The organism is Pseudomonas sp. NPDC089734 (assembly GCF_044748865.1).
GTDB lineage: Bacteria > Pseudomonadota > Gammaproteobacteria > Pseudomonadales > Pseudomonadaceae > Aquipseudomonas.
In genome coordinates this window covers 71,150-95,716 of record NZ_JBIVGV010000002.1, presented here as the reverse complement: position 1 = coordinate 95,716, position 24,567 = coordinate 71,150, and the positions used below count along the sequence as shown (strand labels likewise).

Annotated in this window: 17 protein-coding genes; 11 read left to right on the top strand and 6 right to left on the bottom strand. The window is 59.5% G+C overall.

Annotated elements, in window-relative coordinates; genetic code table 11:
• Window positions 1-298 precede the first annotated feature (298 nt).
• Window positions 299-1,588, bottom strand: a complete 1,290-nt coding sequence (gbcA, locus tag ACIPY9_RS03175; protein WP_400696951.1) for a glycine-betaine demethylase subunit GbcA — start codon at window positions 1,586-1,588, stop codon at window positions 299-301.
• A 325-nt stretch (window positions 1,589-1,913) separates the two neighbouring features.
• Here gbcA and gbcB point away from each other — a divergent pair, with 325 nt between their 5' ends.
• The gene (gene gbcB / locus ACIPY9_RS03170) at window positions 1,914-3,014 is read left to right on the top strand and encodes a glycine-betaine demethylase subunit GbcB (protein ID WP_400696950.1); all 1,101 of its coding nucleotides are present in this window, start codon (window positions 1,914-1,916) and stop codon (window positions 3,012-3,014) included.
• Window positions 3,015-3,058: 44 nt separating this feature from the next.
• Here gbcB and ACIPY9_RS03165 read toward each other — a convergent pair whose 3' ends face one another.
• Window positions 3,059-3,319 carry a hypothetical protein gene (locus tag ACIPY9_RS03165; RefSeq protein ID WP_400696949.1) on the bottom strand — a complete coding sequence of 87 codons (261 nt, stop codon included), beginning with the start codon at window positions 3,317-3,319 and terminating at the stop codon, window positions 3,059-3,061.
• 507 nt (window positions 3,320-3,826) lie between these two features.
• Between ACIPY9_RS03165 and ACIPY9_RS03160 the strand changes: the two genes are divergently transcribed.
• Together ACIPY9_RS03160 and ACIPY9_RS03155 are read left to right on the top strand one after the other, a co-directional pair.
• On the top strand, window positions 3,827-4,795 hold the full coding sequence (locus ACIPY9_RS03160) for a YncE family protein (protein ID WP_400696947.1): 969 nt from the start codon (window positions 3,827-3,829) through the stop codon (window positions 4,793-4,795).
• A 164-nt stretch (window positions 4,796-4,959) separates the two neighbouring features.
• Window positions 4,960-5,796: a 23S rRNA (adenine(2030)-N(6))-methyltransferase RlmJ gene (locus ACIPY9_RS03155; RefSeq protein ID WP_400696946.1), complete on the top strand. Its 837-nt coding sequence runs from the start codon at window positions 4,960-4,962 to the stop codon at window positions 5,794-5,796.
• A 79-nt stretch (window positions 5,797-5,875) separates the two neighbouring features.
• Here the strand turns inward: ACIPY9_RS03155 and msrA are convergent, their stop codons facing one another.
• From msrA to aceE, 4 genes are all read right to left on the bottom strand, one after another.
• Window positions 5,876-6,523, bottom strand: a complete 648-nt coding sequence (gene msrA, locus ACIPY9_RS03150) for a peptide-methionine (S)-S-oxide reductase MsrA (RefSeq protein WP_400696944.1) — start codon at window positions 6,521-6,523, stop codon at window positions 5,876-5,878.
• Between the two features lie 87 nt (window positions 6,524-6,610).
• The gene (locus ACIPY9_RS03145) at window positions 6,611-9,304 is read right to left on the bottom strand and encodes an EAL domain-containing protein (RefSeq protein ID WP_400696942.1); all 2,694 of its coding nucleotides are present in this window, start codon (window positions 9,302-9,304) and stop codon (window positions 6,611-6,613) included.
• Window positions 9,305-9,629: 325 nt separating this feature from the next.
• Window positions 9,630-11,258 carry a dihydrolipoyllysine-residue acetyltransferase gene (gene aceF / locus ACIPY9_RS03140; RefSeq protein WP_400696941.1) on the bottom strand — a complete coding sequence of 543 codons (1,629 nt, stop codon included), beginning with the start codon at window positions 11,256-11,258 and terminating at the stop codon, window positions 9,630-9,632.
• Window positions 11,259-11,410: 152 nt separating this feature from the next.
• The gene (aceE, locus tag ACIPY9_RS03135; protein ID WP_400696939.1) at window positions 11,411-14,056 is read right to left on the bottom strand and encodes a pyruvate dehydrogenase (acetyl-transferring), homodimeric type; all 2,646 of its coding nucleotides are present in this window, start codon (window positions 14,054-14,056) and stop codon (window positions 11,411-11,413) included.
• Between the two features lie 383 nt (window positions 14,057-14,439).
• Between aceE and glnE the strand changes: the two genes are divergently transcribed.
• The 8 genes from glnE to ACIPY9_RS03095 all read left to right on the top strand — a co-directional run bounded on the left by glnE (window position 14,440) and on the right by ACIPY9_RS03095 (window position 24,507).
• On the top strand, window positions 14,440-17,397 hold the full coding sequence (gene glnE, locus ACIPY9_RS03130) for a bifunctional [glutamate--ammonia ligase]-adenylyl-L-tyrosine phosphorylase/[glutamate--ammonia-ligase] adenylyltransferase (RefSeq protein WP_400696938.1): 2,958 nt from the start codon (window positions 14,440-14,442) through the stop codon (window positions 17,395-17,397).
• Between the two features lie 135 nt (window positions 17,398-17,532).
• Window positions 17,533-18,567 carry a lipopolysaccharide heptosyltransferase II gene (gene waaF / locus ACIPY9_RS03125; protein ID WP_400696936.1) on the top strand — a complete coding sequence of 345 codons (1,035 nt, stop codon included), beginning with the start codon at window positions 17,533-17,535 and terminating at the stop codon, window positions 18,565-18,567.
• 2 nt (window positions 18,568-18,569) lie between these two features.
• Window positions 18,570-19,634 (top strand): lipopolysaccharide heptosyltransferase I, encoded by a 1,065-nt coding sequence (waaC, locus tag ACIPY9_RS03120; RefSeq protein ID WP_400696935.1) that lies wholly within the window; start codon window positions 18,570-18,572, stop codon window positions 19,632-19,634.
• Window positions 19,634-20,758 carry a glycosyltransferase family 4 protein gene (locus ACIPY9_RS03115; RefSeq protein WP_400696934.1) on the top strand — a complete coding sequence of 375 codons (1,125 nt, stop codon included), beginning with the start codon at window positions 19,634-19,636 and terminating at the stop codon, window positions 20,756-20,758. Before waaC ends, ACIPY9_RS03115 begins: the two co-directional genes overlap by 1 nt.
• Window positions 20,758-21,564 (top strand): lipopolysaccharide core heptose(I) kinase RfaP, encoded by an 807-nt coding sequence (gene rfaP / locus ACIPY9_RS03110; protein ID WP_400696932.1) that lies wholly within the window; start codon window positions 20,758-20,760, stop codon window positions 21,562-21,564. Before ACIPY9_RS03115 ends, rfaP begins: the two co-directional genes overlap by 1 nt.
• Complete coding sequence (locus ACIPY9_RS03105) at window positions 21,564-22,298, top strand: lipopolysaccharide kinase InaA family protein (RefSeq protein WP_400696931.1); 735 nt, start codon at window positions 21,564-21,566, stop codon at window positions 22,296-22,298. Before rfaP ends, ACIPY9_RS03105 begins: the two co-directional genes overlap by 1 nt.
• Window positions 22,295-23,071 (top strand): lipopolysaccharide kinase InaA family protein, encoded by a 777-nt coding sequence (locus tag ACIPY9_RS03100; protein WP_400696929.1) that lies wholly within the window; start codon window positions 22,295-22,297, stop codon window positions 23,069-23,071. Before ACIPY9_RS03105 ends, ACIPY9_RS03100 begins: the two co-directional genes overlap by 4 nt.
• A complete protein-coding gene (locus ACIPY9_RS03095) occupies window positions 23,071-24,507 on the top strand; it encodes a lipopolysaccharide kinase InaA family protein (protein ID WP_400696928.1) in 1,437 nt (478 codons plus the stop codon). Before ACIPY9_RS03100 ends, ACIPY9_RS03095 begins: the two co-directional genes overlap by 1 nt.
• The last annotated feature ends 60 nt before the right edge of the window (window positions 24,508-24,567 follow it).

Below are 24,567 nucleotides of genomic sequence, written 5' to 3'. Positions count from 1 at the left end.
TTTGTCATCCTTTGCAGGCCACGTGATACGCGGCTTTAAAAGACTTGGTCAAAAGATGAACAGTATGAGGGGGTTGTGAATGCTTTGGATAAGTCACGGTTTTTTCTGGTTTTTTGAAAGCGAGGTGCAGGACTTTCCCACAATTGCTGTGGGTTGCTCTGTGGATAAGTTGTTCGCTGACTTCTGAAGCAGGCGGCAGGCCTGGCTTGCAAGGAAGTTGTACGTTTTTTGTACAGTCTGTAGGAGCGAATTCATTCGCGAAATGAGGCCATCGCGAATGAATTCGCCCCTACGGGGGTTATACCGCTACGCCTTTGAGGTAGGGCGCGGGCTCGGCACCCAGGTTTTCCAGCATGCGCGAGCTGTACCAGTCGATGAAGTTGACCACACCGAACTCATACGTCTTGGAATAAGGACCGGGCTGATAGGCGCTGGAGTTGATGCCCTTCTGGTTTTCCTCGGCCAGACGGCGGTCCTGATCGTTGGTGGCGTCCCAGACCTGGCGCATGCGTTCCACGTCGTAATCGACACCTTCCACAGCGTCCTTGTGGACGATCCATTTGGTCGTGACCATGGTTTCCTGAGCGCTGATCGGCCACACCGTGAAGACGATGATGTGGTCGCCCATGCAGTGGTTCCAGGAGTGCGGCAGGTGCAGGATGCGCATGGAGCCCAGATCCGGGTTCTGGATGCGGCCCATCAGTTTTGCACAGCCTTGCTTGCCATCCATGGTCATGGACACGGTGCCCTTGAGCAGCGGCATGCGCACGATACGGTTGCGCAGGCCAAAGCTGGCGTGGGCATAAGGGATTTTCTCGGCCTCCCAGGCGGCAGCAGACGCGGCCACATGATCCTTGAATGACTGGGTGGCACGCGGGTCGGTGACATCGTCCCATTCCAGCAGGGTGTTCAGCAGTTCCGGGTGAGAACCGCCGCAGTGATAGCACTCGCGGTTATTCTCGATCACCAGCTTCCAGTTGGCCTTTTCCATCAAGGTGGTCTGGACCGCCACCTTGGTGTTTTCCATGTCGTAGGGTTCCATGTAGTGCTTGAGGGTCGCCAGGAACTCATCGATGGCGGGCGGGTTTTCCGCCAGGCTGATGAAGATATAGCCTCCAGCCGTTTTCACGTTCACGGGCTTGAGGTTGAATTTTTTCATGTCGAAGTCGTCGCCCATCTCGGTGCCTGCATACAGCAGACGTCCATCCAGCTCGTAAGTCCACTGGTGGTAAGGGCAGACCAGTTTGGCGACCTTGCCCTTTTCGCCAGTGCACAGGCGTGAGCCACGATGGCGGCAGACGTTATGGAAAGCATTCACGCTGCCGTCCGGAGCGCGTACCACCAGGATCGGGTTCTTGCCGATCTGCAGGGTCAGGTAGTTGCCCTTGGCCGGAATCTCGCAGGTCATGCCGGCAATCAACCATTCCTTGTGGAAGATTTCCTGCATGTCGATTTCAAAGAGCCGGTCATCGTTGTAGAAGGGCTGTGGCAGCGAATAGGTGCGCTCGCGGCCTTGCAGCATCTGGGCTGTGGCTTTGCGTGCAGGTTCCAGCGGGTCGCCCAGGCTCAAGGTTGCAGTGATGTCCATTTTTCAAGGTCCTCATGGCCGCATCGATGGCGGCCTGCGAATGTGGCTAATACGGTTCTTTGCTGCGGTGCACGCAATGCACCTGTTATTTCATGCCCATGACCGGCATTTCGTGATGGTGTGTTGGAGGCGAGTGTGGAGCTGGCCGACGACGGAACCTTATCCATGGGCGACATGGCCGAATCCGTTCCCGACGAGGTAACCCCCAGCCTGCGGGGGCTGGTCGCCGTAAGTACGTGAATGTCGTTGATAGGTAAGTGAAGGCTCTGGCCGTTACGCAGAATCCGCACCATAAGAGGCCGACAGTCGGCCGTGGAGAACATGTATGTCCCAAAGCTTTCTCAATCCGGTAACCACCCAGACATGGGCCAATGGCCGCCATCTTGTGCGCGTCGTCAAGGTGATTCAGGAAACCTGGGATGTGCGGACCTTCTGTTTCATGGCCGACCAGCCGATTCTGTTCTTCTTCAAGCCCGGCCAGTTCGTGACGCTTGAGCTGGAAATCGATGGTCAGCCCATCATGCGTTCCTACACCATCTCCAGTTCGCCATCAGTGCCGTACAGCTTTTCGATCACCATCAAACGGGTGCCGGGCGGCAAGGTGTCCAATTACCTGCACGACACGCTGCACGAAGGTCAGGAGCTGGCGGTTCACGGGCCTGTCGGGTTGTTCAATGCCATCGACTTTCCGAACCCCAAGATCCTGTACCTCAGTGGCGGAGTCGGCATTACACCCGTCATGTCCATGGCCCGCTGGTTCTACGACACCAATGCCAACGTCGACATGGTGTTCGTGCACAGCGCCCGCTCGCCCAAGGACATCATTTATCACCGTGAGCTGGAGCACATGGCGTCGCGGATCGATAACTTCAACCTGCACCTGATCTGTGAAAAGCACGGGCTGGGTGAGCCCTGGGCAGGCTATCGCGGTTATCTGAACCAGAAAATGCTGGAGCTGATGGCTCCGGACTTCAGGGACCGTGAAGTGTTCTGCTGCGGGCCGACGCCCTATATGACGGCGGTCAAGCGTCTGCTGCAGGAAAGCGGTTTCAACATGGCGCAGTACCACGAAGAGTCTTTCGGTGCGACGCCGCCCGAAGTGCGTGCCGAAGCCGTGGAGCACGCCGAGATTGCGGCCGATGCGCCGGATGTCGATGCGGCGGATCTGCACCAGGTGGAGTTCACCGATACCGGCAAGAGCATCCGTGTGGCGCCAGGCGAAACCGTCCATGCGGCGGCGTCCAAGCTTGGCCTGATGATTCCTAAGGCCTGTGGCATGGGGATCTGCGGCACATGCAAGGTCATGAAGCTCAGCGGCGAAGTGGAGATGGAGCATAACGGCGGCATCACCGACGAGGATGTGGCAGAGGGTTACATCCTGTCGTGCTGCAGCGTGCCCAAAGGGGATGTGCGGATCGAGTATTGAGTCAGGACGGGCGCCTTTATTGTGCGCCCGGTTTCTTTCAGGGCTTATCCGTGGTTTTGCTTATAGGTCGCCAGCGCCGGCAGCAATTGCTGGTCGATGGCCTGTCGTACGGCCGGAAGTATGGTCGCCTTGCCGGTCAGCAATTGCTCGACCAGACGGCGCAAGGCCGTTGCCCGCTCTTCGTTCAAACCACAGACCGCTTGCATACAGGCTTGCTCGGCCGTTGCCCCGCTGGGCATCTCGAACCCCAGTGAGCGGAGTTGGCCCAGCAAATCCTCTTGATCAATCAAATCCGCATGCATCATGACGTGTATACCTTTGACGGGATGATGCTTCGATTCTGGTAGCGCCCCGCAACCTCGGCAACCCCGCCGTGCCCGGATGGCAGTATTACCTATGACAAGGTCGCTTTCGGCTAATTAACCATCCGGTTCATAAGGCAGACTGGCAGGGCTTGATGTTCCGTCAATGGTTTGGTCGCCCTCTTGATGGTACGGTCTTACGAGCCCCGGTTTGGTAACGGCTTGACCGGGATTTTTTAAATATTCGCCTCCTTCCTTCTCTCTTCATCCCGAAAAGTCGATCAGTGGTCGGTCTTTTCTGCTTTACCTGTCATTTCTGACAGTACCCAACCCTTCTTGATCAGTATTCAATCATTTTCGGTCGCCGGGCGTTAAAGCAAGTTTCAGGCACTCCGGTATCGGCCTGTATCACACTTACAGTCGCTCATTTATCCCAGGCTTTTCAGCTTTTAATGCGGCACCTGTTTTCTCGTTTGATGGTCTGTCCAGGCCAATGGATTGGTGACTTAAATGCAAAGAAAAATATTCTCAAGCACGGATTTCTTGAATCCAGTGACAGATTTTCCTTCCCCGGTATCGTCTTCTCATGGGGCGATGCTTCTCGACAGTATTCCTTTGGCGTTTGCTCCGAAAGACATTGATGTCAGTGTGGAGGGGCATGAGCTTTTCGTTTCACATGAAGATGGCAGTGGGGTAAGTGTTATCAATATCGCTGAGCGCCAGATCGTGTCCACAATTGAAAGATCGGGGGGCGGTGATATTGCTGTCAGCCCCGAAGGAGAAACGTTATATGTAGCCGGAGAACATGAATGTGTGGTCATTGATATTCAACGGTGCGCGATTAAACAGGTCATCGACGCCGAGGGCATCGACAGGGTTGCGGCCAGTCCGGATGGGCGTTTCATCTGCATGACCTTTCGCGATGCGCCGGGCGGGCTCATACGTGTGCTGGAGACCGCAGAATACAAGGCCGAGAGCGATTTCGACCTGGGACGAATGTCCAATGCGACGCTGGTCATGGCCCTCAGCCCGGACAGCCGCTACATCTATGCAGCGGAGATCTCGGATGACCCGGACAGTGCGGTTGCCGTGATTGATACCGTCGACTATTCGCAAGTGGATATCCCCGGTTTCAGAAACCCTTGTTCCATGGCCGTGAGTCGGGAGGGACGGTATTTGTATGTCGGTGGGTTCGATGAGATGTTCATTGCGGATACGACAACGCACAGAATTCACTATGCGCTGGAGTTCGGTTCAAGGGGATATCCCGTCAATGTCATCGGCGTCACGCCCGATGAAAAGTATGTATATGCCATCCACACCTGTAACTTTGACTTGTATAGAATCGATACCCAGGAAAGAACGGCTGAGCGTATTGATGTTTTCGAGTCTGTGGGAGGCGCGGTTCTAAACCGGGAGGGAACACGCCTTTATACGACTCATCCTGACAGGCAATGGGTTTCAATTTATGCCCTGTAAGCGTTATGACCTCTGCCAGCAAGAGACGCATTGAAAAGGAAGGGTGATATAAGCCATTCACCCTTCGGAAAGCCGTTTTCATTTCATTTGCCTGTGAAGCGTGCACGGGACTGTCTTGTTCGCGGCTCAGTTTTGCTAAACTGCGCAGCCTTCCAGGAGCTGCCATGAATTACCGTCACGCCTTTCACGCCGGCAACCACGCCGATGTGCTCAAACACCTGATTCTGACTCGCTTGATCGCCCTTATGGCGCGCAAGGAGCAACCTTTCGCATACCTCGACACCCATGCTGGTCTGGGGCTTTACGACCTCAAGGGCGATCAGGCCACCCGTACCGGCGAATGGCTGGAAGGCGTCGGGCGCTTGTGGGGCGCGTCGGATCTTCCGGCGCTGGCAGCCGATTACCTGCAAGTGCTGCATGACATGAATACCGATGGCGAGCTGCGCTACTACCCCGGCTCGCCTGAGCTGGCCCGTCGCCTGACCCGCCAGCAAGACCGGGTGCTGATCAACGAGAAACACCCCGAAGACGGGCGCCTGCTCAAAGAGAACATGAAGTGGGATCGCCGGGTGGCCGTGCACCTGGGAGAAGGCTGGCATGTGCCGCGAGCCTTGCTGCCCGTTGCCGAAAAACGTGCCGTGATGCTGATCGACCCGCCGTTCGAGCAGTTGGACGAGATGAAACGCTGTGCTGTCGCGCTCAAGGAAACCATCGGGCGCATGCGTCAGACCGTGGCTGCGATCTGGTACCCCATCAAGGATCAGCGCCAGCTCAAGCGTTTCTATCAGGACCTGGCCGAAACCGGCGCGCCGAAGCTATTGCGCGTCGAACTCTATGTTCATCCGCTGGACACACCAGCCAGCCTCAACGGCTCGGGCATGGCGATTGCCAACCCGCCATGGGGGCTGGAAGAAGAGCTGCGGGAACTGATGCCTTACCTGGCCGAGAAACTGGGGCAAACCCAGGGCGGCTGGAAGATGGATTGGTTGATTGCGGAATAGGGGGCTGAGCTGCAAGCTTCAAGCCGCAAGCTTCAAGTCAAAAGCTTGTAGCTTGTAGCTTGTAGCTTGTAGCTGCCAGCTACGCTGGCAAACAAACCCCGGTTCCGCCCAGACCGCAATAACCCTGCGGATTCTTCGCCAGGTATTGCTGGTGGTAGGCTTCGGCGTAGTAGAAGGTCGGTGCCTGATCGATCTCGGTGGTGATGTTGCCCAGCCCGGCCTTGCTCAGTTCGGCCTGGAACGCTTGTTCGCTGGCTTTGGCTGCGGCGAGCTGTTCAGGCGTGGTGCAGTAGATCACCGAGCGGTACTGGGTGCCGATGTCATTGCCCTGACGCATGCCCTGAGTCGGGTTGTGCGCTTCCCAGAAGATCTTGAGCAGCGATTCGTAGCTGATCTGCTCTGGTTCATAGACCACTAGAACCACTTCGCTATGGCCGGTCAGGCCCGAGCAGACTTCTTCATAGGTGGGGTTTGGGGTCAGGCCGCCTGCGTAGCCGACAGCGGTGCTGACCACGCCTTCCTGTTGCCAGAGGCGTCGTTCCGCGCCCCAGAAGCAACCCATGCCGAAGATCGCGAATTCAACCGTGCCCGAGAACGGCCCCAGCAAGGGGTTGCCGTTGACGAAGTGCTGTTCCGGAACCGCAATGGGTGTTTCACGGCCCGGCAGTGCCTGCTGGGCGGTGGGGAGTACGTTTTTGTCCACTAGAATTTCCGAACGCAAAGTCATGAACCCTATCCTCTCGATAAGTGAAAACAGATGGGAGGGATAAACAGTCCGACAGTGTGCCCGAGAGTCCGGTGCGCAGGGAAGGGGTCAGGCCGACGGGCGGCGAGGGTAGCGTTGCAGTTTTTCGATCAGTTCTTCGCCACGGATGGGTTTGTCGAACAGGTAACCCTGGCCCACGTCGCAGCGATGACGGCGCAGGAACGCCAGTTGAGCGGCGGTTTCTATGCCTTCGGCCACGACTTTCAACTTGAGGTTGTGAGCCATGGCGATCACGGCCGAGGTGATTTCCATATCGTCCGGGTCATCCGGAATATCCCGGATAAAGCTGCGGTCGATCTTGATCACGTCGATCGGGAATTTCTTCAGGTAACTGAAGGACGAATAACCGGTCCCGAAGTCATCCATGGCCAGTGACAGGCCGAGCTTTTTCAGCGAGTCGAGCTGTTGGCGAGTGTCTTCAGTGGCTTCCAGCAGCAGGCCTTCGGTCAGTTCCAGCTCCAGAAGGGACGGATTGAGTTCTTCCTCCTCCAGAATCGAGGCGATGGACGATACCAGGTCCGGGTCGGAGAACTGCTTGGGAGAGACGTTGATCGCCACCTGCAGGTTACCGAAGCCGGCAGCGGTCAGGGCCTTGCTCATGCGGCAGGACTGGCGCGCCACCCATTTGCCGATCGGGATGATCAGGCCGGTTTCTTCTGCCACGCTGATGAACTGATCGGGCCGGATCATGCCCTTTTCTGGATGGTTCCAGCGCAGCAGAGCTTCCATGCCCAGCAGGCGACCGGTGAGCAGGCACAGTTTGGGCTGATAGAAGACTTCCAGTTCATTCTGGGTCAGGGCGCGGCGCAGGTTGTTCTCGACGAACAGCTTGTAGCTGGCCTCGGCGTTGAGTGCTTCGGTGAACACCTGAACCTGATGCTTGCCGTTGGCCTTGGCCTTGTGCAGCGCCAGGCCCGCGTTCTTCATCAGGGTCTGCGGGTCCCGGCCATGCAGCGGCGCGCAGGCAAGGCCCACGGACCCCGTCACGCTGATGAGCTGGTTATCGACGAACATCGGTTTGTCCAGCGTTGCCAGCACCTGGCTTGCAACGCTTTGCCCGGCTTCCAGGTCGGTCTGGTCGAGCAGTACGGCAAATTCGTTACTGGCAAAGCGTGCCAGTATGTCGGCCGGGCTGAGGGTGTTGCGCAGTCGGCGTGCCAGGCTGATCAGCAGCTTGTCGCCGGTCTGGTGGCCGAGGCTGTCATTGATGCGCTTGAAGTTATCGATGTCCACCAGCAGCAGACTCATGGGCGTATCGCAGTCGCGTGCGAAGCGCTCATCCAGATTGCGGATGAAGGCCGGCCGGTTGCCCAGGTTGGTCAGGTTGTCGGTATAGGCCAGGCGCTCGATGCGCTGCTGCGCCAACTTGCTCTGGGTGATGTCCTCATAGATACCGATGTAGTGCGTCAGCTCTCGGTTGTCGCCATAGACCTTGGAAATCGACAGCTGACCCCAGTAGGGTTCCAGGTTCTTGCGACGGCTCTTGAATTCACCTTGCCAGCTGTTGCCCTTGGTCAGGCCGGAGTTCGCATCGAGCAGCAAGGCATTGAGGTTTTCCAGCGCCGGCAATTCCGAGAGCTTGTGGCCGTGGACCTCTTCTGAGGTGTACTGGGTGATGGCGGTGAAGCTCGGGTTGACGTACTCGACCACGCCGTCGCAATTGACCAGCAGAAAGGCGTTGGCGCTTTGTTCGACGGCGCGCTGGAACAGGTGCAGCGCGTTGGTTGCCGCACGCCGGCTATGGTTGTTGATGACCTGTGCGAACTGGTCGGCCAGCTCGCCCGCAAAGGTGATTTCGTCGGGTTGCCACTCACGGGGCGAGCCGGTCTGTTTCAGGCTCAACACCCCGACGACCTGGCCATCGATCCGGATGCTGGCATCCAGAACGGCGTTGATGCCGGGCGGCAAGAGTATTTCGGCGATATCGCGTGTGCGCGGGTCGTCCTGCACGTTGCTGACATCGATTGCCCGGCTATTGTGCAAAGCGTCCAGATAGCTGGGGAAATGACCGATGTCGATCGGGGGACGGTTCTGGTAATCGTCGCTCTGGCGATGGTAATCGATGATCGATTCCAGGCTCTGGTCGTGAAGGCTCCAGATACCGACGCAGTCGACATCGTAGATGTCGCAGGCACTCCGGGTGATCAGCTTGGCAGCTTCAAGGACCGAGTTGACGGTGTTGTAGCGGTGGCGTGTCAGGCGCAGGATCAATTCCTGCTGGGCGCGTACACGTTCCAGGTGAGCCAGCTGGTCTTGCTGGGCGCGCTGGTTGAGCTCCAGAGCGATCTGCAGGCGCGAGTTCCGGGTTTCCAGATCCGGGTCGATTTCCGGTGCATCTTCCGCCGTCTGGCCTTCGATCACGAGGAAGTAACCGCGCAGCAGATGACGATTGTGCTGTTTGTAGGCTTCACCGATTTCCAGAAGACCCAGCGGGCCTCTGGGCGTGTGCAGCGTATAGCGGACCAGATAATGGGGAGCGGCTGTCAGTTGCAGCTGGATAGCGTCATGCAGCTGGTAGCGGGCCTCTGGCTCCATCAGGCTGGCGTAGGGCGAACCGATCAGGGCGCAGAGTTCCACGGCAGCCAGGCCGAACTGTTTTTCGCAGTTGGGATCGAGAAACAGCAGCGCCCAATTGGCTTCATTCAGCCGCTCGAAACGCAGCATGCCGAGGCGCGAAGGCACCGGCAATTGCGTTACTACCTCGGCTGCCGTTCTGCCGGCAGCATCGGTCTGGCTTTTCATGAACAAACTCGCTTCCAGAATGCTGATCGCGGGAGGGTATTGGCCCCCGATACTTTCGCGTATGGCAAGGTTGCATCATGCAGCCCGGGCTTACAAGAGAGGTCGGTGGCTTAGTGCTATAAAAGTGTCGACCGGTTCCTCATGTCTTGTTGTGTAACCGGGAACGCGACGCTGAATCAAGGGTATTTGGCAGGCTTGGACCTGACAGATAAAAAAAGCCCCGCCAGATTGGCGGGGTTGAGGTCGAGTGTGGTGGCTCGGGAAACTGTTCGGTTGATGGAAGCAACGAGACATCCGTTTCCTCCATCAACCGACGGCACGTTCCTTACAGCAGGATCGTGCGGATATCTGCCAGCAGTTCACTCAGACGCTTGGTGAAGCGGGCAGCGGCAGCGCCGTTGATCACGCGGTGATCATAGGACAGCGACAGCGGCAGCATCAGGCGCGGCTGGAATGCCTTGCCATCCCAGACCGGCTGCATGCTGGCCTTGGAGACGCCCAGGATCGCCACTTCCGGCGCGTTGACGATCGGCGTGAAGCCGGTGCCGCCAATGTGGCCGAGGCTGGAGATCGTGAAGCAGGCACCTTGCATGTCGTTCGCGGTGAGCTTCTTGTTACGCGCCTTCTCGGCCAGTTGGGCCGCTTCGGCTGCGAGTTGCAGCAGGCTCTTCTGGTCGACGTCGCGAATCACAGGAACCAGCAGGCCGTCCGGCGTGTCCACGGCGAAGCCGATGTGGACGTACTTCTTGCGGATCACGGCCTTGCCGCTTGGTGCCAGCGAAGCGTTGAAGTCCGGCAGTTCCTTGAGCAGATGTGCGATGGACTTGAGCAGCAGCGGCAGAACGGTCAGCTTGACGCCCGCTTTCTCGGCAGCGGCTTTCTGCGCCACACGGAAAGCTTCCAGGTCGGTGATGTCGGCCTGGTCGAATTGCGTCACGTGCGGGATGTTCAGCCAGCTGCGATGCAGACCGGTGGCGCCCAGTTGCATCAGGCGGGTCATCGGCACTTCTTCGATTTCGCCGAAACGGCTGAAATCGACTTCCGGAATCGGCTGGATGCCCATGCCGCCGCTTGCGCCGCCGGCAGGTGCTTCCTTGGCCTTCTGCATCATGGCCTTGACGTAAACCTGTACGTCTTCTTTCAGCACGCGGCCGTGTGGGCCGGTTGCGGTGACCGCGCTCAGCTCTACACCGAATTCACGGGCCAGTTGGCGAACCGCCGGGCCGGCATGAACCTTGGCACCGTTTTGAGCGGGAGCGGCGGGTGCGGGTGCAGCTTCTGCCTTGGGAGCAGGAGCGGCAGCCGGGGCAGCTTCGGCCTTGGCGGGTGCGGCGGCTGGAGCGCTTGCAGCCGGTGCAGCGGCAGGCGCGGCACCTGCGATTTTCAGTTTCAGGATCAGGTCGCCAGTACCGACTTCCTGTTCCAGCTTGACTTCGACGCTCTCGACCACGCCGGCTGCTGGAGACGGGATCTCCATGCTGGCCTTGTCGGACTCCAGAGTGATCAGCGACTGATCGGCCTCGATGCTATCGCCTGGCTTGACCAGAACTTCGATGATCTTGGCCTTGCCCGACGAACCGATATCCGGAACGTGGATGTCCTGAACGGACGCGCTGGCTGCTGGCGCAGGTGCTGCAGCGGGAGCAGCGGCCGGTTCGGCAGCGGCTGGAGCCGGTGCAGGGGCAGCAGCAGGGGCCGCCGCGGCCGGAGCAGCGGCTTCGCCTTCGACTTCCAGCTCGAACAGTTCGTCGCCTTCTTTCAGGCGGTCGCCCAGCTTGACCTTCATGACCTTGATGACGCCGGCTTTCGGAGCAGGGATTTCCATGCTCGCCTTGTCGGACTCAAGCGTCAGGATGCTCTGGTCAGCCTCGATACGATCACCGACCTTGACCATCAACTCAATGACTTCACCTTCACCGTTGCCGATGTCGGGTACGCGAATTAACTCACTCACAATGTCTCTCCTTCGGAGAACCTGTTCACTCTCGATTGCGCCGTATCCAGTTGCAACGAAACAGCGTTGGATGCTCATTTACAGATGTAAATTCCGCATCCTCGGCTGTTTCACGCCTGATCAGCGCACGTTACCGATGTTGAAGCAGACTCTTAACAGTCCAGTGGGTTGCGTTTTTCAGGATCGATACCGAACTTGGCGATGGCCTCGGCCACGACTTTAGGTTCGATGTCGCCACGGTCAGCCAAGGCTTCCAGGGCTGCCAGCACCACGAAGTTACGGTCGACTTCAAAGAAGTGACGCAGCTTGCGGCGGCTGTCGCTACGGCCGAAACCGTCGGTGCCCAGTACTTTGTATTCCTTGGATGGAACCCACTGACGGATCTGGTCGGCAAACAGCTTCATGTAGTCGGTCGATGCGATGACCGGGCCTTTACGGCCGGTCAGGCATTGTTCGACGTAAGTCTGCTGTGGCTTCTGACCAGGGTGCAGGCGGTTGAAACGCTCTACCGCCAGGCCGTCACGACGCAGTTCGTTGAAGCTGGTGACGCTCCAGACGTCGGCGCCGACGTTGAATTCGTCACGCAGGATCTTCGCTGCTTCGCGGACTTCACGCAGGATGGTGCCCGAGCCCAGCAACTGGACGTGGTGCGCCGCGGCCTTGGTGTCTTCCTCGAGCAGGTACATGCCCTTGATGATGCCTTCCTCGGCACCGGCCGGAATGGCTGGCTGAGTGTAGGCTTCGTTCATCACGGTGATGTAGTAGAAGATGTCCTGTTGTTCTTCGGTCATCTTCTTCATGCCGTCCTGGATGATCACCGCCAGCTCGTAGCCGTAGGTTGGATCATAGGTGCGGCAGTTAGGCACGGTGGCGGCCAGGATGTGGCTGTGACCGTCTTCGTGCTGCAGGCCTTCGCCGTTGAGCGTGGTACGACCGGCGGTGCCGCCGATCAGGAAGCCACGGGTGCGGCTGTCGCCGGCAGCCCAGGCCAGGTCACCGATACGCTGGAAGCCGAACATCGAATAGAAGATGTAGAACGGCAGCATCGGCTGGTTGTGGTTGCTGTACGAAGTACCGGCCGCGATGAACGACGACATGGCGCCGGCTTCGTTGATGCCCTCTTCGAGGATCTGGCCTTTCTTGTCTTCGCGGTAGAACATCACCTGGTCTTTATCGACTGGCTCGTAGAGCTGGCCGACGGACGAGTAGATGCCCAACTGACGGAACATGCCTTCCATACCGAAGGTACGGGCTTCGTCCGGGATGATCGGTACGATGCGCTGACCGATTTCCTTGTCCTTGACCAGTTGCGCCAGGATGCGCACGAAGGCCATGGTGGTGGAAATTTCGCGGTCGCCCGAACCGTCCAGGATCGCTTTCAGCGTTTCCAGTGGAGGTGTCGGGATGCTGATGCTCTTGGCGCGACGCTGTGGTACGAAACCGCCCAGTGCGCTGCGGCGCTCGGACAGGTACTTGGCCTCGGCGCTGCCTTCTTCCGGACGGAAGAACGGCAGGTTTTCCAGGTCGGCGTCCTTGATCGGCACGTCGAAACGGTCACGGAAGTGACGCAGGCTGTCGACATCGACCTTCTTGGTGTTGTGCGCGGTGTTCTTGGCTTCGCCTGCACCGGTACCGTAACCCTTGATGGTCTTGGCCAGGATGACAGTCGGCTGTTCCTTGTGGTTGACCGCCTGATGGTAGGCCGCGTAGACCTTGTACGGGTCGTGACCACCACGGTTGAGCTTCCAGATCTCGTCGTCGGACAGGTCTTCGACCATGGCCTTGAGTTCAGGCGTGTTGAAGAAGTGCTCGCGAACGAACGCTCCGTCCTTGGCCTTGTAGTTCTGGTACTCGCCGTCGATGACTTCGTCCATGCGGCGTTGCAGGGCACCGTTGGTGTCCTTGGCGAACAGTGGGTCCCAGAAACGGCCCCAGACCACCTTGTTGACGTTCCACTGGGCACCACGGAACACGCCTTCGAGTTCCTGGATGATCTTGGCGTTGCCGCGAACCGGGCCGTCGAGGCGCTGCAGGTTGCAGTTGATGACGAAGATCAGGTTGTCGAGTTTCTCGCGGCCAGCCAGAGCGATGGCACCCAGGGATTCCGGCTCGTCGCACTCGCCGTCGCCCATGAAGCACCAGACTTTCTGCTTGCCTGCAGGGATGTAGCCGCGGCTTTCCAGGTACTTCATGAAGCGCGCCTGGTAGATCGCCTGAATCGGGCCCAGACCCATGGATACGGTCGGGAACTGCCAGAAGTCAGGCATCAGCCATGGGTGCGGGTACGAAGACAGACCGTTGCCGTCGACTTCCTGACGGAAGTTGTTCATCTGGTCTTCGCTGATGCGGCCTTCGAGGAACGCACGGGCATAGACGCCTGGAGAGGCGTGGCCCTGGAAGTAGATCAGGTCGCCGCCGTGCTCTTCGGTCGGAGCCTGGAAGAAGTAGTTGAAGCCGATGTCATACAGCGTCGCGCTGGAAGCGAAGCTGGAAATGTGACCGCCCAGGTCCGGGTCGTTCAGGTTGGTTTTGACAACCATGGCCAATGCGTTCCAGCGTACCAGCGAGCGAATGCGGCGTTCCATGAACAGGTCGCCAGGCATGCGTGCTTCGTGGGTGACTGGAATGGTGTTGCGGTATGGCGTGGTGATGGCGTACGGCAGTTGCGAACCACTTCTAGTGGCCAGCTCGCCCATACGGGTCATCAGGTAATGAGCACGGTCTTCGCCTTCTTTGTCGAGAACCGATTCCAGGGCGTCCAGCCATTCCTGGGTTTCGACGGGATCGAGGTCTTGCATGGCTTGCTCCAGGGCGGAAAGGCTTCCAGAATCGGTTGCCTGAGTTTGCGACTGGCCTTGTGGGCAGACGACATAAAATTCTTGGATTACCGGAGGTTGTTCCGGCGGCGTGTAGTTTTACTACATATCGACGACCATTTCAGCCTTTCGAGTTACACACCCAGTAGTAAAACTACAGAGAAGCGACCAAATCGCTCCTGTTGTGTTGTGAGATAAAACGTTACCGTTGATTGAAAATTAATCTGTTCAGGTGAAAAATTGGTGTTTGTATCCATTGAAACCGATTTTTCAGCAATTTATAACCTTTGTTCGACAGTCGGTGGTTGCGCGTGGATCTTGCGGACATGGCAGGTAGCCCTTTGCACGCCGATCAAGGATAGACCATGAGCCTACCTTCGCTGGCCGATTTTCCGGCCATCCTGCTGCCTTTAGTTACCCGTGCGCAACAGACATTTTGCTCTGCGCTCGCTGCCCTGTCGGACGACGCATTGGCGTCTTTCGAGGCCTGGCCCGAGTCACGCCGGGCTGCGTTCGACCGGGTCTGTGCCTCCAGCGATTTCGTTACCGAACAAGTCTGTCGCGACCCCGGCATGCTGCTGGCGCTGGCTGATTCGGGCGAGCTTGAACGCAGTTTCGGTGCAGGAGAGCTGCGCGGACAGATCGCAACCGCCGTACTCGTTGCCGCTACCGACGATGAATTGGGGCGTAATCTACGTCGGCAGCGTGTGCGCCAGCAAGTGCGGATTATCTGGCGCGACCTGACGCGTCAGGCCGACCTGATCGAAACCTGTCGTGACCTGTCCGAAATGGCTGATGGCTCCATCGATCTGGCGTATCAATGGTTGTACGAACGCCATTGCCAGCTGCTCGGTACGCCGACCGGGCGCCGTACCGGCCAGCCCCAGCAGATGGTGATTCTCGGCATGGGCAAGCTGGGGGCCGTGGAGCTGAACCTGTCTTCGGATATCGACCTGATCTTTGCCTACCCCGAAGGCGGCGAGACGGTCGGGGCGAAGCGTCCGCTGGATAACCAGGAGTTTTTCATCCGGCTGGGGCAGCGGCTCATCAAGGCGCTGGACCCGGTGACGGTTGACGGTTTTGTGTTCCGGGTCGACATGCGCCTGCGCCCTTATGGTTCCGCCGGAGCGCTGGTGCTGAGCTTCAATGCGCTGGAGCAGTATTACCAGGATCAGGGGCGTGACTGGGAGCGTTACGCCATGATCAAGGCCCGTGTGGTGGGCGGTGATCAGGCCGCGGGTGAATTGTTGCTGCAGATGCTGCGTCCGTTCGTATACCGCCGTTACCTGGATTTTTCCGCGATCGAAGCACTGCGCACCATGAAGCAGTTGATCCAGCAGGAAGTCCGGCGCAAAGGCATGGCCGATAACATCAAGCTGGGGGCCGGCGGTATTCGCGAAGTGGAGTTCATCGCTCAGGCTTTCCAGTTGATCCACGGTGGCCGCGACCTGAGCCTGCAACAGCGTCCGCTGTTCAAGGTGTTGAAGACCCTGGAAGGCCAGGGATATCTGCCGTCCGCCGTGACCGACGAACTGCGCGAAGGCTACGAATTCCTGCGTTACACCGAGCACGCGATCCAGGCCATTGCCGACCGACAGACACAAATGCTGCCTGACAATGAGCAGGATCAGGCGCGTATCGCGCTGATCATGGGCTTTGCCGACTGGCCGACTTTCCATGAACGATTGATGCACTGGCGCAATCGGGTTTCATGGCATTTCCGCCAGGTCATTGCCGATCCGGACTCTGATCCCGATGACGAGCAGCAGGATGAAGGCGAGGTGGTCGTCGGTGGCGAATGGCTGCCGCTGTGGCAGGAGTCCCAGGATGAAGAGGCGGCCTGTCGCCAGCTCTCGCAGGCCGGGTTCGTCGATGCCGAAAAGGCCATCAGGCACTTGGCCAACCTGCGTGGCAGCCCTCAACTGCGCTCGATGCAGCGTCTGGGGCGCGAGCGTCTGGATGCGTTCATTCCCCGATTGCTGGCCCAGGCCGTAGAGCATGAAAGCCCCGACCTGGTGCTGGAGCGGGTGTTGCCGCTGGTCGAGGCGGTGGCCCGGCGCTCTGCCTATCTGGTACTGCTCACGGAAAACCCCGACGCCCTGCGCAGGCTGTTGACCCTGTGTGCCGCCAGCCCCTGGATTGCGGAGCAGATTGCCCGCTTCCCGTTGCTGCTCGACGAGTTGCTCAATGAGGGGCGTCTGTTCAATCCGCCGTTGGCACCCGAACTGGCCGCCGAGCTGCGCGAGCGCCTGATTCGTATTCCCGAGGACGACCTTGAGCAGCAGATGGAAGCCTTGCGGCATTTCAAGCTGGCGCATCGCTTGCGGGTGGCGGCTTCCGAGATTTCCGGCAGTCTGCCGCTGATGAAAGTCAGCGATTACCTGACCTGGCTGGCCGAAGCGATTCTGGAACAGGTGCTGGCATTGGCCTGGCGGCACACCGTCGCCCGGCACGGCACGCCTTCGCGGCCTGATGGCAGTCTGTGCGACCCGAGTTTCGTGATTGTCGGCTACGGCAAGGTGGGCGGCATCGAGCTGGGGCATGGCTCCGATCTGGACCTGGTCTTCATCCATGATGGCGATCCTCAGGCCGAAACCGACGGTGCCAAACCCATCGACGGCGCGCAGTTCTTCACTCGCCTCGGGCAACGGATCATCCACCTGCTGACGACCCAGACCAACTCCGGCCAGCTTTATGAGGTCGATATGCGCTTGCGGCCATCGGGGGCGTCAGGTCTGCTGGTCAGTTCGCTGGGGGCTTTTGCCCGCTATCAGGAGAACGAAGCCTGGACCTGGGAGCATCAGGCACTGGTGCGTGCCCGGGTCCTGGTGGGCAGTCCCGATGTCGGGGGCGAATTCGTCAAAGTCCGGGCAACGGTGCTGGGGCGCGAGCGTGATCTGGACAAACTGCGCGGAGAAGTCAGCGAGATGCGCGCCAAGATGCGCGATAACCTGGGAACCCGGCTGACCACGGCGGGACGGGGCGAGAATGCTTTCGATGCCGGGATGTCGTTCGACCTCAAGCAGGATGCCGGTGGTATCGTCGATATCGAATTTATGGTGCAATACGCGGCCTTGGCGTGGTCCAGAGAGCATCCCGGACTGCTGCGCTACACCGATAACATTCGTATTCTCGAAGGCCTTGAAGAGGCCGGGCTGCTGCCTGATGCCGATGCCAGCCTGTTGCGCGAAGCCTATAAGGCCTACCGCGCGGCGGCGCACCGCCAGGCCTTGCAGAACCAGGCGGGTACAGTGGCGGGTGACCAGTTCGTGGTCGAGCGGCGGGAAGTGATGCGGATCTGGAATGAGTTGGGCCTGACCTGACCTCAGGTTGCAGAAGCGAATTCATTCGCGAATACGGTTTATCGAACGCTATATATAGCTATGACAGGGAGGCGTCAGGTTGTGTGGGAAGGTCACGCAGCCTGACAAGCCTCCCTGGCTGTTTTTGGATTGAGCATGAAAATTTTGATCGTTGGACCTAGCTGGGTCGGTGACATGGTGATGGCGCAAACGCTGTTCCAGTGTCTGAAACAGCGTCATCCTGAGTGCGAAATCGATGTGCTGGCCCCGGAGTGGAGCCGTCCGCTGCTGGAGCGCATGCCTGAAGTGCGTGCGGCCCTGAGCTTTCCGCTGGGGCACGGTGCGCTGGAGCTGGCGACCCGACGCCGGATCGGCAAATCCCTGGCAGGCCAGTACGATCAGGCGATTCTGCTGCCCAACTCGCTCAAGTCCGCGCTGGTGCCTTTTTTCGCAGGCATTCCCAGGCGTACCGGCTGGCGCGGCGAATTCCGCTATGGCTTGCTCAACGATGTGCGTGTGCTGGACAAGCAACGCTATCCGCTGATGATCGAGCGTTTCATGGCCATGGCATTCGACAAGGATGCCGAACTGCCGCGTCCCTATCCGAAGCCGAGCTTGCAGATCGACATGGCTGTGCGCGATGCGGCGCTGGCCAAGTTCGGTCTGGCCCTGGACCGTCCGGTGCTGGCGCTATGCCCTGGTGCCGAGTTTGGCGAGTCCAAGCGCTGGCCGGCCGAGCATTACGCGCAGGTGGCCGAGTCGCGTATTCGTGAGGGCTGGCAAGTCTGGCTGTTCGGTTCAAAGAAGGATCATCCGGTCGGCGAGAGCATCCGCGAGTACCTGATTCCCGGTCTGCGGGAAGAGGCGATCAATCTCAGTGGCGAGACTTCGCTGGCCGAGGCCATTGATCTGCTGTCCTGTGCCGACGCCGTGGTGTCCAACGATTCCGGTCTGATGCACGTGGCCGCGGCACTCAATCGCCCGCTGGTCGCGGTCTACGGTTCGACCTCGCCGGGCTTTACACCGCCCTTGGCCGATGAGGTCGAAATCGTGCAGTTGGGCATCGAGTGCAGCCCCTGTTTCGAGCGGACATGCCGTTTCGGCCATTACAACTGCATGCGCCTGCTGGAGCCGGATTCCGTCGTCCAGGCCTTGGCGCGTCTGGGCGGCACCCCGGTGGAGGTTGCCTGACCTTGCGGGTATTGCTGATAAAGACTTCTTCGCTGGGGGACGTGATTCACGCCCTGCCGGCGCTGACCGATGCGGCGAACGCGCTGCCGGGCATTCAATTCGACTGGGTCGTGGAAGAGGGCTTTGCCGAGATTCCGACCTGGCATCCGGCCGTGGACAAGGTGATTCCGGTGGCGATTCGCCGCTGGCGCAAGAACCTCTGGCAGACCTTCAAGACCGGTGAATGGCAGCGCTTCAAGCAACGTCTGCGCGAGACGCACTATGACGTGGTCATCGATGCCCAGGGCCTGTTCAAGAGTGCCTGGCTGACCCGTTACGTCAATGCGCCAGTGGCGGGGCTGGACAAGGACTCGGCACGCGAACCCATCGCCAGTCGCTTCTATGACCGGCCATATCCGGTGGCCCGCGGGCAGCATGCCGTCGAGCGGCTGCGGCAATTGTTCGCTCAGGCACTGGGTTACGAGTTGCCTGCGGGGCTTGGCAATTACGGTCTCAAGCGTCTGGCGGCACTGGATGAGGCGCTTGAAGCGCCCTTCGTACTGTTTCTGCATGGCACCACCTGGGCCACCAAACACTGGCCCGAGCATTATTGGCGGCAACTGGCCGAACTGATGGCGACGCGCGGTCTGAATGTACGCCTGCCCTGGGGTAACCCGGCAGAAAAAGCCCGTGCCGAACGTATCGCCGAGGGGCTGGACAATGCACAGGTCTTGCCGAAGCTGAACCTGGCCGGTGTTGCCCGTGTATTGGCCAGCGCTCAGGCCTGCGTGGCGGTGGACACGGGCATCGGCCATCTGGCCGCGGCGCTGGATGTACCGACCATTTCCCTGTTCGGCCCGACCAATCCGGGGCTAACCGGCGCGTATGGCAAGTCCCAGGTGCATCTGGCCGGCGATTACCCGGCGTGTGCCCCTTGCCTGCAAAAGAAATGCACCTATCAACCGACAGCTGACGATCAGCAGCGGTTTGACCTGAAACGCGAGTGGCCGATGTGCTTCACTCGCCTGAATCCCGAGCGGGTAGCGAGCCAGTTGGGCGCGCTGTTGCTGGCAAAGGAACACAACTGATGCAACTGGCTTTCGTACTCTACAAATACTTTCCGTTCGGCGGTCTGCAACGCGATTTCATGCGCATTGCACTGGAGTGCCAGCAGCGCGGACACCAGATCCGTGTCTACACCCTGATCTGGGAAGGCGATGTGCCTCCAGGTTTTGAGGTGCTGGTGGCACCGGTCAAGGCGTTCTTCAACCATCGCCGTAACGAAAAACTCAGTGCCTGGATGGAGGCCGATCTGGCCAAGCGCCCGGTGGATCGTCTGATCGGCTTCAACAAGATGCCGGGCCTGGATGTGTATTACGCCGCCGATGGCTGTTTCGAGGACAAGGCGCAGACGCTGCGCAACTCGCTGTATCGCAAGTGGGGCCGTTATCGCCACTTTGCCGAGTACGAGCGGGCGGTGTTCGCCAAGGATGCGAAAACCCAGGTGCTGATGATTTCCGAAGTGCAGCAACCGCTGTTCATCAAACATTACGACACGCCGCTGTCGCGCTTTCATCTGCTGCCGCCGGGTATTTCCCAGGACCGGCGTGCGCCGCCTGACGCACCTCAGATTCGTGCCGGGGTCCGCCAGGAGTTCGGGCTGGCCGATGATGACCTGCTGCTGGTCCAGATTGGCTCCGGCTTCAAGACCAAGGGCGTGGATCGCAGCCTCAAGGCGCTGGCCGCCTTGCCTGCCGAACTTAAAAAACGCACGCGCCTGTTTGTAATCGGCCAGGACGACCCCAAAGTATTCCAGCTGCAAAGTGCGGCTCTGGGGTTGGGCGACCAAGTGACCTTCATGAAAGGGCGCAGCGATATTCCGCGTTTCCTGATGGGCGCGGATGTGCTGATTCATCCGGCCTATAACGAGAACACCGGCACCGTGCTGCTGGAAGCGCTGGTTGCCGGGCTGCCGGTGCTGGTCAGTGCGGTTTGTGGCTATGCCCATTACATTGCCGAGGCCGACAGCGGCCTGGTGCTGGATGAGCCATTCGATCAGGCGCAGCTCAACCGATATCTGGTGAACATGCTCGAAGACGAGGCTGCACGCAGTGCCTGGGGCCGGAATGGCCTGGCCTTCGCCGATACGGCGGACCTTTACAGCATGCCGCAGCATGCTGCCGATGTGATTCTGGCGGAGCACGATCAATAATGAAGTTGTTCCTCGCTGAACCCTTCAAGAGCCTGTGGGCCGGTCGCGATGCATTCGAGGCCGTCGAAGGCCTGGAAGGGCAGGTTTACCGAGAACTCGAAGGTCGTCGTACGTTGCGTACGGAAGTTGATGGGCGAGGCTATTTCGTCAAGATTCACCGTGGCATCGGCTGGGGTGAGATTGCCAAGAATCTGGTGACCGCCAAGCTGCCGGTGCTGGGTGCGGGCAAGGAATGGGACGCGATAGAGCGTTTGCATGAAGTCGGTGTGCCGACCATGACCGCCGTGGCCTATGGCGAGCGTGGCAACAATCCGGCCGCGCAGCATTCGTTCATCATTACCGAAGAGCTGGCACCGACCGAAAGCCTGGAAGACGTCAGCCTCAACTGGCGCAACGAGCCGCCCGAGCCACGCTTGAAGCGGGCATACATTGCAGAAGTCGCGCGTATGGTCGGGATGATGCACCGTGCCGGGGTCAATCACCGGGACTGTTACATCTGCCATTTCCTGTTGCACACCGACAAACCGGTGAGTGCCGATGATTTCAAGCTGTCGGTCATCGACCTGCATCGCGCCCAGACGCGCCGGGCCATCACGCCACGCTGGCGTAACAAGGACCTGGCAGCGTTGTATTTCTCGGCCCTGGACATCGGCCTGACCCGACGCGACAAACTGCGTTTTCTCAAAGGGTATTTCCAGAAGCCATTGCGCGAAGTGCTGGCTCGGGAAGCCACATTGCTGCGCTGGCTGGAAAAGAAGGCGGACAAGTTGTATCAGCGTAAATTGCGTTACGGAGATGCACTCTGATGGCGGGCTGGACTCTGGAGCCGGAGTACGCCTTTCTGGCTGACGACTTCGGTAGCCTGGACGCCGTATTTGCCTTGCAGGGCGAGCGCCTGACCCGTGACCTGCTCTCCGAAGTGATTCGGGTCGAGCGCGACGGGATCAATTATTACGTCAAGCGTTACACCGGCGCGGGCAAAGGCTTGCGCCGCTATCTGGGGCGTCCACGGGTCAAGTCCGAGTGGCAGAACCTCAAGCGCTTTGCCAAGTGGGGCATTCCGACCGCCGATGTGGTGGCCTGGGGGCTTGAGCGTAAGGGCGCTGCCTATGACCGTGGCGCGCTGATCACTCGTGAGCTGCCCGACACCGAGGACTTGTCCGCGCTGGCGCGGCGCAAGGACCCGCTGTTGGCGGATCGTGCCTGGGTCGATGGCATTAGCCGTCAATTGGCCCGCTGTACGCGGATCATGCATGACCAGCATTTCACCCATAACGACCTGAAGTGGCGCAATCTGTTGGTCGACAGTCAGGCCCGACTGTTTTTCATCGATTGCCCCAACGGTGCGTTCTGGTGGAGCTTCATGCTGCGCTACCGGATCACCAAGGACCTGGCCTGTCTGGACAAGGTCGCCAAGTATCACTTGTCTGCCACGCAGCGCCTGCGTTTCTACCTGCAATACCGTCAGCGGGACCGTCTGAATGCCTCCGACAAGAAGCGTATTCGCCATATCGTCAGTTTTTTCGAGGGGCGTGAATGAGTGTTTTCATTGCCAGTGCCGAGCAGGCCTTGCTTGAGCGCCATGGTCTGGCCGATTTTCAGTCGTTGTGGAACAGGCAGCTCGATGCCGTCGATGAGCCCAATACCGGGCGTGGCGGATGGAGCAGCGTGTTTCGTCTGGAACTGGAAGGTCAGGGCTTCTATCTGAAGCGTCAGAGCAATTACCTGACCTACACACTGCACCACCCGTTCGGTGAGCCATCGTTCTCGCGGGAATTTCGCAACATCATCCGCTACCAGAAACTGGGCATTCCGGCGTTGCAAGCCGTGTTCTATGGTGAAAGCCGTGCCGGTGGCGAGCGACGTGCCATTCTGATGACACGGGCGCTGGATGAGTGGACCGATCTTGAAGCGCTGCTTCAGCAGTGGCCTGAACTGGGCACCAATGCCCGTTCCGCGATTCTTCAGTCCTGCGGCCAACTGGCCCGCACGTTGCACGAAGCGGGGCAGGTTCATGGCTGCTTCTATCCCAAACATATCTTTTTGCAGCCTCGCGGCGGTGCCTATCTGGCACAGCTGATCGATCTGGAGAAAACACGTCCGGCGTTCTTTGGCAGGCGTGACCGGGTCAAGGACCTGGAGCCTCTCTTGCGCCGTGCGCCGATGTGGGGGGAGGCCGAGCATCGTGAGTTGCTGGCCGCCTATCTGCAGGCTGCCCCTGACAGTGCCTTGGTCGATGCCTGGTATTTGCGTCTGGGCAAGCGCGGCAAGCACAAGCGCGATCTTCAACACCGCGATCAAGAGGCTCGTTGATGCGCTTGTCTGAACTCAAGAATGCCGGGCGCACCCCGGAGTTGCCGTTGAGCATCACCCTGGCGGATACGGCCGGTCCGGCCGAGCTGCAACTGTTGACCCTTCTGCGGGTATTGCCGGGGCAACGCTATGTCGGTGCCGGTGTCTGGCGGGGGCGTCCGGTGTTGGCCAAGCTGTTGGTCGGCAGCAAGGCTGCCCGGCATTTCCAGCGAGAGCTGACGGGCGTCCGGTTGCTGGCCGAGCAAGGCCTGACGACTCCCTTGTTGCTGGCCGATGGCTTGCAGGACGGTGAAGGCGGCTGGTTGCTGTTCGAGTTTCTGGATGAGGCCGAAAGCCTGGGCAGCGCCTGGGGTCAGGTCGAGAGTCTTCCGCCCCTGGCCGATGAGCAGCAACAGGTACTGGGCGAAGCGTTATCCGCCGTCGCCCGGTTACACGCCAAGGGCTTGTGGCAGGAGGATCTGCACCTGGACAACCTGCTGCGTCACAACGGGCAGTTGTACCTGATCGATGGTGCCGGTATTGGCGTCGAAGAAGCTGGCAAGCCGCTCTCCCGGCAAAAGGCCCTGGAAAACCTGGGCGTCTTTTTCGCTCAGCTCCCCAAGGCGTTCGAGCCCTTCACCGAAGAGTTGCTGGTGCATTATCTCTTGAGCAACGCCGAGCACGCCTTGCCGATGGAGGCCCTGCAAAAGCAGATCGACAAGGTTCGCCAATGGCGGCTCGGGGATTTTCTGGACAAGACCGGTCGCGATTGCAGTCTGTTCAGCGTGCAGAACTCCGCTTCCGGATTCCGTGCGGCTCGTCGCGAAGAAGAGGCGGCCATGCTGCCGATTCTGGACCGGGCCGATGCGTTGCTTGATCAGGGGCATCTGTACAAGACCGGCGGTGCAGCCAGTGTCGGACGGGTCGAGGTGGACGGGCGCCTGCTGGTCATCAAGCGTTACAACATCAAGAACTTCAGTCACTGGCTCAAGCGTTTCTGGCGCCCGAGCCGGGCCTGGCACTCATGGCGCGAGGGCAACCGCCTGGCTTTTCTGGGTATTTCCACGCCCAAACCACTGGCCATGCTGGAGCAGCGGGTATTGGGATTGCGCCGCAAGGCATACCTGGTGACCGAGTTTCTGGACGGACCGGATATCATCGAGCGTTTTGCGCCCCATGTCGCCACGGGCGATGTCCCGGAAAACGAGCTGCAGGCATTGGACGACCTTTTTGGGAAGCTGCTGCGCGAGCGCATCAGCCATGGCGACCTGAAAGGCCACAACGTGTTCTGGAGTGAGGGGCGCTGGGCTTTGATCGATCTCGATGCCGTGTGTCAGCACCGTTCCCAGGCATCGTTTGCCAAGGCGTTTGCGCGTGACCGTGCGCGCTTCATGCGCAACTGGCCGGTCGACAGCGCGCTGTATCAATTGCTGGATCAGCGCCTGCCGAGAGTGTGAGTAGCGGGCTCCGGGACTTGATGACCAGGGCATCGGTCCCGGAGCGGTTGTGCTACGGCA